The sequence below is a fragment of the Chitinophaga pollutisoli genome (assembly GCF_038396755.1).
In the GTDB taxonomy this organism is placed as follows: domain Bacteria; phylum Bacteroidota; class Bacteroidia; order Chitinophagales; family Chitinophagaceae; genus Chitinophaga; species Chitinophaga pollutisoli.
Map to the genome: position 1 here is coordinate 3,288,227 of NZ_CP149822.1, position 13,470 is coordinate 3,301,696.

General features: G+C 54.6%; 9 protein-coding genes. 3 read left to right on the top strand and 6 right to left on the bottom strand.

The window, feature by feature from the left end; genetic code table 11:
* Positions 1–15 precede the first annotated feature (15 nt).
* Positions 16–1,089 carry a lipase family protein gene (locus WJU16_RS13715; protein ID WP_341834067.1) on the top strand — a complete coding sequence of 358 codons (1,074 nt, stop codon included), beginning with the start codon at positions 16–18 and terminating at the stop codon, positions 1,087–1,089.
* Here WJU16_RS13715 and WJU16_RS13720 read toward each other — a convergent pair.
* The 5 genes from WJU16_RS13720 to WJU16_RS13740 form a co-directional block, all read right to left on the bottom strand.
* On the bottom strand, positions 1,071–1,634 hold the full coding sequence (locus WJU16_RS13720) for a putative glycolipid-binding domain-containing protein (protein WP_341834068.1): 564 nt from the start codon (positions 1,632–1,634) through the stop codon (positions 1,071–1,073). The two genes, WJU16_RS13715 and WJU16_RS13720, sit on opposite strands and share 19 nt — an antisense overlap.
* Positions 1,631–2,479, bottom strand: coding sequence for a neutral zinc metallopeptidase (locus WJU16_RS13725; RefSeq protein ID WP_341834069.1), 849 nt, complete (start codon positions 2,477–2,479; stop codon positions 1,631–1,633). The genes WJU16_RS13720 and WJU16_RS13725 overlap by 4 nt, the downstream gene beginning before the upstream one ends.
* Before the next feature lie 773 nt (positions 2,480–3,252).
* Positions 3,253–4,728 carry a glutamate synthase subunit beta gene (locus WJU16_RS13730; protein WP_341834070.1) on the bottom strand — a complete coding sequence of 492 codons (1,476 nt, stop codon included), beginning with the start codon at positions 4,726–4,728 and terminating at the stop codon, positions 3,253–3,255.
* 36 nt (positions 4,729–4,764) lie between these two features.
* The gene (gltB, locus tag WJU16_RS13735) at positions 4,765–9,294 is read right to left on the bottom strand and encodes a glutamate synthase large subunit (RefSeq protein ID WP_341834071.1); all 4,530 of its coding nucleotides are present in this window, start codon (positions 9,292–9,294) and stop codon (positions 4,765–4,767) included.
* Positions 9,295–9,583: 289 nt separating this feature from the next.
* On the bottom strand, positions 9,584–11,125 hold the full coding sequence (locus tag WJU16_RS13740) for a family 10 glycosylhydrolase (protein ID WP_341834072.1): 1,542 nt from the start codon (positions 11,123–11,125) through the stop codon (positions 9,584–9,586).
* 99 nt (positions 11,126–11,224) lie between these two features.
* Here WJU16_RS13740 and WJU16_RS13745 point away from each other — a divergent pair, with 99 nt between their 5' ends.
* Positions 11,225–12,268: a DUF3500 domain-containing protein gene (locus WJU16_RS13745; RefSeq protein ID WP_341834073.1), complete on the top strand. Its 1,044-nt coding sequence runs from the start codon at positions 11,225–11,227 to the stop codon at positions 12,266–12,268.
* Between the two features lie 64 nt (positions 12,269–12,332).
* On the opposite strand, the gene WJU16_RS13750 is transcribed toward WJU16_RS13745, so the two are convergent.
* Positions 12,333–12,785 carry a methylglyoxal synthase gene (locus WJU16_RS13750; RefSeq protein ID WP_298713334.1) on the bottom strand — a complete coding sequence of 151 codons (453 nt, stop codon included), beginning with the start codon at positions 12,783–12,785 and terminating at the stop codon, positions 12,333–12,335.
* A 95-nt stretch (positions 12,786–12,880) separates the two neighbouring features.
* Here WJU16_RS13750 and WJU16_RS13755 point away from each other — a divergent pair, with 95 nt between their 5' ends.
* Positions 12,881–13,462 (top strand): NifU family protein, encoded by a 582-nt coding sequence (locus WJU16_RS13755; RefSeq protein WP_341834074.1) that lies wholly within the window; start codon positions 12,881–12,883, stop codon positions 13,460–13,462.
* Positions 13,463–13,470: the final 8 nt, after the last annotated feature.

Below are 13,470 nucleotides of genomic sequence, written 5' to 3' on the forward strand. Positions count from 1 at the left end.
TTTGGAAAAAAACACATGCGCGCTATCTTTTGGGCCCTGATGGCTGTGTTGGCCCTGCCTGTGAAAGCCCAGCTGAAGGCGGGCTTCGATGCCAACGAATACAATGATCTTTTACACCTCCATCAAAACGGGGATACAGCATCCGCCAAAAATCACCCGGAAGCGTATAAATTGCTTTACACTTCGCCCGAGGTCGGGTTTTATAACCGTTGGGTATTGTGGGAAAGAAGTGATGGGGTAGACGTAATACAGATCCGTGGCACGATCGGCAAGCTCGAAAGCTGGCTTGCGAATTTTTATGCGGCGATGGTTCCTGCCGAAGGGGTAATCCAGCTGAACGACAGCACCCGGTTTACTTACAAGATGGCGGCTGATTCCGGCAAATCGTTTGTGCATGTGGGATGGACCGCCGCCGTCGGATTCATGTCTGCCGATATCGTAGAACATGTGAAAGAGCGCTACGCCAGGGGAACCCGTCAAATCCTTATCATGGGCCACAGCCAGGGCGGCGCCATCGCATTCCTCCTGCGCTCGTACCTGCATTACCACCCCGATCTTCCCAAAGATATCCTTTACAAAACCTATTGCAGCGCCGCGCCGAAGCCCGGTAATCTCTTCTACGCATACGATTTCGATAATATCACCCGCGACGGATGGGGCTACCGCATCGTCAACAGCGACGACTGGGTGCCGGAAACGCCGCTATCCCTGCAAACGGTGCAGGATTTCAACATGCCCAGCCCTTTCATGAATGTGCGCGGAGAATTAAAGAAACAGAAATTTTTCGTGCGGTTGTATGGAACGATGGTATACAACCGGCTGACGCGTACCACCAACCGGAGTGTGCGCCGGTTCCGGAAAACCCTTGGCAACGGCGTGTCCCGGCTGACCAAGAGAACGCTGCCGCAATTCAAACAGCCGGAATATGTTTTCAGCAATAACTATATGACCTGCGGCGTCCCCATCATCTTATTGACAGATGCGGCTTACCATCAAAATTTTCCTTTCGACGGTAAAAATATTTTCGTGCACCACATGCCCGAAAAGTACATCTATCTCCTGAAAAAATACTATTCCGTTTCGGACTGAACAGCGTAAAACAAGCCGGGATAATCGATCACCAGGCCGTCGGCATCGGTGAGGATTTCCCGTTTGAAGTCTTTCAGGACGCCTTCGTAGAGGTAACGGCTTTCGTCGAGGCGGGTGTAGTATTGCGTGACGGGTTTGATTTCGTTCTTGAAAATGTTGATGTACAGCGCATCAATTTGTGTGCGTTGACCGGGTTGGAGGTTGAGGCGGCGGATGGGGAGGGTGTTCGTAAACGGGGTGAGGGAAATATCGATATCGATGCAATGATCCCACTCGTCGCGTGTGTGCCCGGTTTGCGTCCACTTGCCGTTGAGATCGCGGTGGAGGGAAATCCAGGAGCAATCGCCGTCGCGCTCGATCGCCATTTCGAGGCCAGACATTTGCCACGCGCGGTCAGCCACGATATCGTAAGACACGGAAAACGGCATGTCTTCCCCAAACCCAACGATTGTTCCGTTGACGCGGATATCGCTTCCTGTAGCGTCGATGCTACAATATTCCATCATTTGATAATAAAGTCCTTTCCAGACGATCTGTCGTTTCATTGTGTGCTGTTAAAAGTGTCGCCCTGGCGGATATCGCCTGTCTCGAAACCTTTTTTGAACCAATACATCCGCTGGGCGGAGGTGCCATGCGTGAAGGCATCGGGGACCACGCGCCCGCCAGACTGCTGTTGCAGCCGGTCGTCGCCGATGGCGTTGGCTGCGTTAAGGGCTTCTTCGATATCGCCGGGTTCGATGAAATCGGCCGTATTTTTCATGTAATGCGCCCAGAGGCCGGCGTAGAAGTCGGCCTGCAGTTCCAGTTTCACGGAAAGTTTGTTGTATTCCGCTTCGCTGAGGCGGCCACGCATGGACTGAACCTTTTGCGAAACACCGAGGAGGTTCTGGACGTGGTGCCCTACTTCATGGGCGATTACGTAGGCCATCGCCATGTCGCCCGGGGCGTTGAGGTTATTTTTCAGTTCGTCGTAAAAAGACAGGTCGATGTATACCTGGTGGTCCGCCGGGCAATAAAAAGGTCCTGAAGCGGAGGAGGCGCCGCCGCAGGCGCTCTGTACGGCGCCGGTGAACATCACGAGGGTGGGTTCCTGGTATTGTTGTCCGATTTGGTTGAAGATCTTATGCCAAACGTCTTCCGTTTCAGCCAAAACAACTTTGGTGAAGGAAGCAGCTTCTTTTTCACGGGCTTCCTGTTCGGGGGAAAGCTGGCCTTGCTGGGTGCCGGACGGCTGCTGCATGTTCACCACCTGGGAGGGATCGCCGCCAAGGAAATAAACGATCAGTGCGATCACGATGGTACCGATGCCGCCGCCTACTACGAGGCCTCCGCGGCCGGAGCCTCTGCGGTCATCTACATTTGTGCTTTCTCGGCGTCCTTGCCAGCGCATATGGTTTTCTTTTAGTTAGTACTATAAATTTATGAAATAAATGGGTGCGCCGCTGTTTTTCAGCCATTCGCCCGGCATGGTTCTGGAAAATCAAAGTTAACAACCTTTAGGTACAACCCTGACATTTCGCCCCCCAGCGAACGAAAACACTCGTTTTTCAACATTTACGCCACCTATCCACCCGCAATATCTCCATCATCCTCATCACTGGCTCTGTTTTCCTGGAAACCCGCCGCGGCCAGGTCCATCATCGAAAAAACATCGACTTCTGCGCCTTCGCTTCCGAGAGATACACTTGCTGCTGCCGGACAAACGGACCGCATGATTGTTATGTGTTGTGCAACACGGTTTCCAGCCAGATGGAATCCGGGGATTTAAAATGCAGGGCGTGGGCCTGCCAGTCCCAACAGGCTTGCATGCAACGTTCCATCCCATCGAAATGCCGGAAAAGCATCGCTGTTCTTTGTGGAAAAAGCGTGTCGTAAGCATGCGCCCGTTTTTTGCAAACCGCCGACGACCGGAAATAGTCCGTCAGCTAACCGCGAACGATGGCGGCGCTCTGGCGGATGATATTCGTCAGCGTGTATGCTTTACCATTAGGTAGCGACATGGCGTGAAGTGATGAATGGTTAACTTTTCGACTGGATATAAGATACGAATACTCACGCGCAACCCTACTTCAGCGGCAACATAAAGGCCGGGTAAAAACCCGGCCCGGCTGAAGGTTACAACAAAATCTAAACCTGCTTATGAGAAGACTTAAGATTCAAGAATTAATAGGAAAGATACATCAAGGAATGATCCTTGCTTTCCAGGTGGGAAGCACCCATCAGAAACTCGTCGACTTTTCTTGCACACTCTCGTCCCTCACTAATGGCCCATACCACGAGGGATTGACCGCGGCGCATGTCGCCGGCTGCAAAAACCTTCGGGATGGAAGTCTGATATGCTTTTTCGGTCGCTTTCACATTGCCGCGTTCGTCGGTTTCGATGGAGAGGTCTTCCAGCATGCCCTTGTACTGGGGGTGGAGGAAGCCCATGGCCAGGAAAGCGAGATCGCAGGGCACGGTTCTTTCTGAGCCGGCTACTTCTACGAAGCGCCCGGGGCGGCCGTCTTCACCGAAAGACCAGGTAAGGTCCACCAGTTTGAGGCCTTTGAGATTTCCTTTATCGTCGCCAATGAATTCTTTGGTAGCGATCGCCCAGTGGCGGTCGGCGCCTTCTTCGTGGGAGGTCGACGTTTTGAGGATCATCGGGTAGGTAGGCCAGGGCATGAAGGGGGTACGGTCTGCCGCGGGTTTAGGCATCAGCTCCAGCTGGGTCACGGATTTGGCGCCGTGACGGTTGGAGGTGCCCACGCAGTCGGAACCGGTGTCGCCACCGCCGATCACCACTACATGTTTGCCTGTGGCGAGGATGTCTTCGCCTTCTACTTTGGATTTTCCTACGCGTTGGTTTTGTTGTTTGAGGAAGTCCATGGCGTAATGCACGCCTTTGAGCTCACGCCCGGGAATGGTAAGGTCGCGGGGGATGGTGGAACCACCGGCTAGCACTACCGCGTTGAATTCGCGGAGGATGTCGTTGATGCTGATGTTCACGCCCACGTTCGCGTTGCACTGGAATGTGACACCTTCTTCTTCCATGAGGGCCACGCGGCGGTCGATCACCCATTTCTCCAGTTTGAAGTCGGGGATGCCGTAGCGGAGGAGCCCTCCGGGTTTATCGTCGCGCTCGAACACGGTTACCAGGTGGCCGGCGTAGTTGAGCTGCGCGGCGGCGGCGAGGCCGGCGGGGCCGGAGCCGATCACGGCAACTTTCTTTCCGGTGCGCACACGCGGAACTTTCGCTTTCACGAGTCCTTTATCGAACGCGATTTCAATGATATGTTTTTCGATTTCCTCGATGGCCACGGGCGGCTGGTTGATGCCCAGCACGCAGGCGCTTTCGCAGGGTGCGGGACAGATACGGCCGGTGAACTCGGGGAAGTTGTTGGTGGAAGTCAGCACTTCATACGCTTCCTGCCAGTCTTTGCGGTATACCGCGTCGTTGAATTCGGGGATTACGTTGCCGAGGGGGCATCCGCTGTGGCAGAAGGGTACGCCGCAGTTCATGCAACGGGCCGACTGTTCGTTGAGCTTGTTCTCGGGGAGACGCTCCACAAATTCGTTATAATGTTTTACACGGGATTTCACGTCAGCCTTTTTCGGCAACTCCCTTGTAAATTCCATAAATCCTGTTGGTTTACCCATATCTGTCTCTGCTTGGTCGCTTAGATAAATGTTTGATTACGCTTTGCTTTTCACACCTTTTGTGGCGGCGGCTTTGAGAGCAGCCTTGTATTCTTTCGGGAATACTTTCACGAAATGGCGTAGCTGATTTTCCCAGTCGCTGAGGATGAATTTAGCCACGGTGCTGTTGGTGTACGCATGATGCTTGGTGATCAGGTCGTGCAGCTGAGCGGCGTCATCTTCTGCCAGGGGATCCAGGTCGATCATTTCCGGGTTGCACTGTGCGGCGAAGTTGCCTTTTACGTCGTACACGAAGGCGATACCGCCGCTCATGCCCGCGCCGAAGTTGCGGCCGGTTTCTCCGAGGATGACAGCGCGGCCGCCGGTCATGTATTCACAGCCATGGTCGCCGGTGCCTTCGGTTACCACGGTGGCGCCGGAGTTGCGCACGCAGAAGCGTTCGCCGGCTTTCCCGCGGATAAAGGCTTCGCCGGAAGTAGCGCCGTACAGGGCCACGTTACCCGCGATGATGTTCTCCTCCGCTTTGAAACCTGCTTCCGTGGAAGGATAGAGGATCAGTTTGGCGCCGGAGAGGCCTTTGCCGAAGTAGTCGTTGGCTTCGCCTTCCAGTTCGAGCGTTACGCCTTTGGTATTGAAGGCGCCGAAGCTCTGGCCGGCGGAACCCGTGAATTTGAAATGCACCGTGTCTTCGGGAAGCCCTTCGCTCTTGTAGCGCTTGGAAATTTCGTTGGACAAAATCGTGCCCAGGGTACGATCGGTATTTTTTACTTTATACTGGCCGAATACGCGGGTTTTGTTTTCCAGTGCATCTTTGGCGGCTTTCAGCAGCTGCCAGTCCAGCACTTCTGCCAAACCGTGATCCTGCTCTTCCTGTTTGTACAGGCCGGTTTCGTCGGAAGCCGGTTCGCGGTACAGTATGGGAGAAAGATCGAGGTGTTTGAATTTCCAATGGTCGACGTTGTCGCGCACTTTCAGCACTTCAACCTGTCCCACCATTTCCTGGACGGTACGGAAACCGAGCTCGGCCATGATTTCGCGGAATTCAGCCACGATGAAGTGGAAGAAGTTCACCACGGCGTCTGCGGTGCCGTTGAAGCGTTTGCGCAGATCCGGATCCTGGGTGGCAACGCCTACCGGGCAGGTATTCAGATGACATTTACGCATCATGATGCAACCTTCCACCACGAGTGCGGCGGTAGCTACGCCCCATTCTTCAGCACCCAGCAGGGTGGCGATGGCGATGTCGCGGCCGGTTTTCATCTGGCCGTCGGCCTGTACCACTACGCGGCTGCGGAGTTTGTTGCGCACGAGCGTCTGGTGCGTTTCGGCCAGGCCCAGCTCCCAGGGAAGCCCTGCGTGTTTGATGGAGCTGATGGGAGACGCACCGGTACCGCCGTCGAAGCCGGATACCAGGATCACATCGGCATGCGCTTTCGCTACACCCGCGGCGATCGTTCCCACACCAGCTTTGGATACCAGCTTCACACTGATTCGGGCGGCGCGATTCGCGTTTTTCAGGTCGAAAATCAGCTGCGCCAGATCCTCGATCGAATAAATATCGTGGTGCGGCGGCGGCGAAATCAGGCCCACGCCCGGCGTAGCGTGACGAACCTTTCCGATCCAGTCGTCTACCTTATGCCCGGGCAGCTGGCCGCCCTCACCGGGCTTCGCGCCTTGCGCCATTTTGATTTGCAGTTCGTCGGCATTGGTCAGGTAGTAGCTGGTTACGCCGAAACGTGCAGACGCCACCTGTTTGATCGCCGAGCGCATGGAGTCGCCATTGGGCAGTAGCTCATAACGCATTTCGTCTTCACCGCCCTCACCGGTATTGCTTTTCGCGCCGATGCGGTTCATGGCCACGGCCAGCGTGGAGTGGGCTTCGTGGCTGATGGAGCCGAAGCTCATCGCGCCGGTGGCGAAGCGCTTGAAGATGCTTTCCGCGGATTCCACCTCTTCGATGGGAACCGGGTTGCGGTTGCGTTTGAAAGTCAGCAGGCTCCGGAGTGTGACCGCTTTCTCGCTCTGGTCGTTTACAGCTTTCGAATATTTTTTGAAAAGGCTGTAATCGTTCATGCGGGTGGAGTACTGCAGCAGGTGGATCGTGGTGGGGTTGAAAAGGTGATGTTCGCCTTTCCGTTTCCATTGGTATACACCGCCAGTAGTGAGCCGCTGAACCGGGGTTTCCTTACGGCCGTAACCCATCCAGTGCTTCGCAAGCGTTTCCTGCGCGATTTCATCCAGCCCCAGCCCTTGAATGCGGGATACGGCGCCGGTGAAATATTTATCTACAACGGTTTTGTTGATGCCGAGGATCTCGAAGATCTGGGCGCCCTGGTAAGATTGCAGGGTGGATATCCCCATCTTGGAGAACACTTTCAGCAATCCTTCACAAACCGCTTTGATGTAATTCTTTTTCAGTTTATCCACATCCAGTTCCGTCTGCAGTTTGCCGCGCAGCCGCATGTCGCGGATGGTGCTGAGTGCGAGATACGGGTTGATGGCGGTGGCGCCGAAGCCGAGAAGCGCTGCGAAATGATGCACTTCCCACACATCGCCGGCTTCCACAACGATACCCACCTGGCCACGGTAACCCTTGCGGATCAGGTGGTGGTGCACAGCCGAAACGGCCATGAGGCTCGGAATGGCAGCATGCTCGGAATCCAGCGCGCGGTCGGAAAGGATGATCACTTCAAAACCGTCTTCAACAGCGTCTACCGCATAACGGCAGAGGCGGGCGAGGCCTTTTTCAAGGGAGCCGGGCTTGCCGTCGGCCTTGAAATAAGTATGCAATGTTTTGGCCTGGAAAATACCGGTGTCGATGCTGCGGATTTTTTCCAGTTCATAGTTGTTTAATACCGGGTGCGGCAGCGCTACGGAATGGCAGTGCAGCGGATCCTCGTCGAGCAGGTTGCCATTGTTGCCGAGGAACGTCGCCAGCGACATCACCAGTCTTTCCCGGATGGGATCGATGGGCGGATTGGTTACCTGGGCAAACAGTTGTTTGAAATAGCTGCTCAGGTGCTGCGGCTGATCGCTCAGCACGGCCAGCGGCGCGTCGGTTCCCATGGAACCTACCGGCTCTTTACCGTCGATGGCCATAGGGGAGATAATCGTTTCCAGGTCTTCGGTGCTGTAACCGAAAGCGCGCTGGTACTTGAAAATCTGGTCGTGCTCGAGGTGCGTAAAAGTTACGCGTGGCTCGGGCAGCTCGTCGAGGCGGATCTTGTATTTATTTAACCACTCGGCGTAGGGCTGTGCGGAGCAAATAGACTGCTTCAGCTCTTCGTCGCCGATGATGCGGCCCTGGTCCATGTCCACGATGAACATTTTACCGGGTTGCAGGCGGCCTTTTTCTTTTACATTTTTCGGATCGATGGGCAGAACGCCGGCTTCGGAAGCCATGATCACGCGATCGTCTTTCGTTACCACGAAGCGGGAAGGCCGGAGCCCGTTCCTGTCGAGGGTGGCGCCGATAATCTTGCCGTCGGTGAAAGAGATGGAAGCGGGGCCGTCCCAGGGTTCCATGAGCGACGCATGATATTCGTAGAAGGCTTTCTTTACGGGGTCCATGCTCTCGTTGCCATCCCATGCTTCGGGGATAAGCATCATCATCACATGGGGGAGCGATCGGCCGGTCAGGTTGAGCAGCTCCACCACATTGTCGAGGCAGGCGGAATCGGATTGCCCTTCGTCCACGATGGGGGAGAGCATTTCCATTTCCTCTTTGGTGAAATATTTGGTCAGGAAAGAGCTTTCGCCGGCGCGGAGCCAGTTGAGGTTTCCTTTCAGGGTGTTGATTTCACCGTTGTGGGCGATAAAACGGAACGGGTGTGCGAGCTTCCAGCTGGGGAAGGTGTTGGTGGCGAAACGGCTGTGGATAAGACCGAAGGCCGACACCATGCGCTCATCGCGGAGGTCGGGGTAATAGTGGCCCACCTGGTAAGTGGTGAGTTGACCTTTATATACGATAGTTTTATGGGAGAAGGACGCGAAATAGATTTCGGCCTTTTCTTTCGGGATGGAGCAGCGCACTGTTTTGGTGATATAGTTGCGCAGCACGAAGAGTTTACGTTCAAATTCTTCCGGATCGGAAATATGATACGGGCAGGCGATGAACAGTTGTTCGATTTCAGGTTCTACGGACAGGGCGGTTTCACCGATACCATCTGGCCGAACGGGCACTTTGCGGTACCCGAGGATTTCGAGTCCCACTTTTTCCGCACAGCGTTGGATGATTTCGCGGCACTCTTCGCGCCAGCGGGGTTCTTTGGGAAAGAAGACCATCCCCACGCCATATTTTCCGGCATCCGGCAGGCGGATACCCATTTTCAGACATTCGGCATACAAGAATTCATGCGGCATCTGGATCATAATCCCCGCGCCGTCGCCGGTGGTGCGCTCGCAACCGCAGGCGCCGCGGTGTTCCATATTTTCCAACATGGTTAATGCATCGCGGATGATCTGGTGTGACTTCCGACCCTTGATGTGGGCGGTAAAACCCGTACCACACGCATCGTGCTCAAATTCCGGACGATACAAACCTTGTTCTTGGCTCACAATTCGCATTGGCTGTTAAATTTTCCTTTTATCCTTTATCAGATACACTACGCCCACAGGCAACAAAGCCCTGGCTCAGGTACCGTATTTTGCTTTGGGAACGGTTTAAAGATACTAATAGAATGCGGTTTATTTTACTGAAAGTTTGATTAAAGCCCTAAAATTTAGAAAATTTTAAAATCGGCTACTCTTTCATTTGATAATTGTAAAAATTGAACACCGGGTAGGGGCAGGATGGGGTATGAAAAAGGCCGGAAATTTTTCCGGCCGTGAATAAGTTGTGAAAAAACTATCATTTTCAGGGAGCAAATTCGAATTTGACCGTCCCATTCGCATGTTCCACCCGCAAAGGGTCGCTGATCATGCTCTCGTTATGCATACGGTCCAAAGCGGTAACGATATAAATATAGGTGCGCCCTTTAATATATTGCCTGTCCATATATACAGGGTCCGGCATCTGCTCCACCACCGCCAGGATCTTGGTGGGGTCGCTCACATTGATCACCTGGCCCTCCTCGAAACGATATAAAACATACCGCTGCGTCTGGTGCGAAGTGTCGTCGTCCGCCCACCGGATCTCCAGTCCGCCGTTTTTCTCGAAAGCATCCGTGAAATAAGGCGCCAGCGGCGCTTTATCGTCGAGCCAGGGCATGGTGGGCAACAGCGCCGGATACCGGTACAGATGATTTTGCAGGGAATCGTTGATGCCGAAAGGATTGCCGTTGAAAGAACGGCTGCTGAAAAATACGCTCCCCTGCACCGTCGGGAATGCCCGCGTGGCAAGAATCTGGTTCGGCAACTCCCGCGGATTCCGCCAGGGCGCGCTGCTGCCGATGCGGTACGCGCCATGCCCGATGTACATGTGGCGGCCGTAAGCGTGCTTTGACCACCAGTCCACCAGCACTTCATAAGCCACCAGCCGGTGCCCGAATTCCCAGTACAGCTGCGGCGTGAGGTAATCGATCCAGCCGAGGCGCTGCCATTTGATGACGTCGGCATAGAGATCGTCGTAATTGGTGAGGCCCGCCCGCGTGGGGGAACCGCTGAAATCCTTGTCCTGGTTGCGCCATACGCCGAATGGACTGATCCCGAACTTCACCCAGGGCTTGGTTTGCTTGATGGCGCCGCTGAGCATCTGGATGATGGTGTCCACATTATAACGCCGCCAGTCGTCGAGGCTGCGGCCTTTGCCGTACAGCCGGAACGACCCCTGGTCGGGGAAATCCTTGCCGGGCAGGCGGTACGGGTAAAAGTAATCGTCGAAATGGACGGCGTCGATATCATAGCGCTTTACGACGTCGCGGATGAGCTCTGTCACGTAGGAGCGGACTTCCGGGATCCCCGGGTCGAAGTATTTTTTATCGCCGTAAGTGAGGAACCACTGCGGTCGCGTGCGGGTGATGTGATTGTCGGCGATGCTGCTGCCGCGGGTATTGGCCACGGCGCGGTAGGGGTTGAACCAGGCATGGAATTCCATCCCGCGTTTATGCGTTTCGGTGACCATGAACTCGAGCGGGTCGTAATACGGGATGGGGGGCTGGCCCTGCCTTCCGGTGAGATATTCGCTCCAGGGTTCGTAGGGAGACGGATAGAAGGCATCCGCCGCAGGCCGGACCTGGAAAATGATGGCGTTCATGCCGTTTCGCTTGTGGAAATCCAGCAACTGGATAAATTCCTCGCGCTGTTGCTCCGGCGGCAATCCTTTCCTGGAAGGCCAGTCGATGTTTGCTATCGTGGAGATCCAGACAGCCCTGAACTCCCTTTTGGGAGGCAGTTGCGCCTTTGTGGGATGCATCAGGCTGCCGCACAGTAGTAGTCCGGTCAATATATACTTCACCATTTCCTTGTATCGGTTTTCCGTAAACTGCGAAAATAAAGTTCCGTCGTCCAAATGCCAAATGCGGGCAGGATTTGTATTTTGTAAAAAGAATCCACGCATATGAAAACGCTTTTCCTGCCGGCATGTTTGATATTGGCAAGCATTTGTCCGGATGTTTTTTCCCAGTCCAAACTTCCGGCCAAAACAGCCGCCCCGCAAACATTGGAGCAGGCGGCGCAATCGTTGTTTTTTGATCTGGGGAGGGAAAAGCTGGGAAAGATGACGGCGCCGTTCGAGGGAGATCAGCGGTTTGACTGGCATTTTGTGCCGAAGGAGCGATACGGGTTGCGCCTCAAGGACATGACACTTTCGCAGCAGGAGCGGGCCTTTGCGCTGATGAACCTTTGTCTGAGCAACGAGGGCGCCCGCAAGGCGAAAGGCGTGGTGGAGCTGGAGGCCATCCTCCGGGAAGTGGAAAAACGCGCCATCACCGACACGTACCGCGACACGGGAAATTTTTACTTCGCCGTCTTCGGCAGCCCTTTCGCCGGCAAGCCCTGGGCCCTGCGGATGGAAGGCCATCACGTTTCCCTCAACTTTACGATCTTAAATAACCGCATCTTGTCGGTTGGGCCAGGCTTCCTCGGCGCCAACCCCGCGCGGGTGCCTTCCGGGCCGGCGATGGGGCATCAATTATTAAAGCAGGAAACCGAACTGGCGTTTTCGCTCATGAACGGACTGAGTGAGCAACAGCGGAAAATCGCTGTGGTGGCGGATAAGGCGCCGTCAGACATCATCACGGGCAATAAGCGCCGCGCCTGGCAGCTCGATCCGCCGGGCATCGCGTGGAGTGCGTTGAAACCCGCGCAGCATCGGCAGCTCCGTTCACTGATCGACGTATACATTGGCCGGTACACGCGCCTGATGCACGATATTTTATGGAAAGAAATCGAGGCTTCGGGGCTCGACAGTATCCATTTTGCCTGGGCAGGTGGCCGTGTTTGGGGGGAAGGGCATTACTACCGCATCCAGGGGCCTACCTTCCTGATCGAATACGACAATACGCAAAACGACGCGAATCATGTTCATTCGGTGTTCCGGGAATTGAAGAATGATTTTGGGGAAGATGCGCTGCAACAGCATTATAACGCGTCACACCAATGATTATCAGTCGGTTATAGCGACACAGTGCCCAGCGTTCTGCAAAACGGAACGGAGTGGAAGAATGCTACACTTTCCGGCCGAGATACTGGCTGTAATCGGGAAGGATGACGGTGTATTCCTGATGCATGAGCGGCGAGGTCATAAGGAAATCCGCGGAGGCCCGGTTGGAGGCCATGGGGATATTCCAGACAACGCCGAGACGAAGTAGGGCTTTGATATCCGGGTCGTGGGGCAGGGCCTCCATGGGGTCCCAGAAGAAGATGATCACATCGATCCGCCCTTCGGCAACGGCCGCGCCGATCTGCTGGTCGCCGCCCAGGGGGCCGCTAAGGAGCTTGCGTACGGAAACGTCGAGCGCTTCTTCGATCAGTTTGCCGGTGGTGCCGGTGGCGTACAACTCGTGGCGGGCGAGTACGGTCTTATTATAGATGGCCCATTCCATGAGCTCCGCCTTTTTATGGTCGTGCGCGATCAGTGCAATCCGTTTGCGGGCATGCAGGGTTTTAGTCTGTAACATATTGCAAAAATATACCTGTTTACGGAGACTCCAAGTTCTGAAGGGCATTGTCGCCAAATTTTGTTAATTTTGCGGGAGATAAAATTGGACTAATAATGATTAAAACAGGAAATCCCATCATCAGTATCTATACGGAAATGACGCCGAATCCGGAAACGATGAAGTTTGTGGCGAACAAGCTCCTGTATCCGAATAAAAGCATCGATTTCCCCGATGCGGCCAGCACCGGTCCGAGCCCCCTCGCAGCCGAGCTTTTCACTTTTCCCTTCATCCGTGGTGTTTTCATCGCCAGCAACTTCGTGACGCTGACAAAAACCAATGATACCGATTGGGCAGACGTGATCCCCACCATCCGCCAGTTCCTCAAGGAATACCTGGAAGATAACCGTGCGGTGATCAATGAAGATGAAATCAAAGCGGCTCCCATCATGAGCGGCGACGAAAGCGACGTAGTTACCCGCATCAAAGACCTGTTGGAAAACGCCGTGAAGCCCGCTGTGGAAATGGACGGCGGCGCCATCCAGTTCAAAAATTACGAAGATGGCGTGGTAACAGTAATCCTGCAGGGTTCCTGCTCCGGTTGCCCGTCTTCCATGATCACCCTCAAATCCGGCATCGAAGGCATCATGAAACGCATGATCCCCGAGGTAAAGGAAGTGGTGGCCGAAACAGAATAAGCCATAGT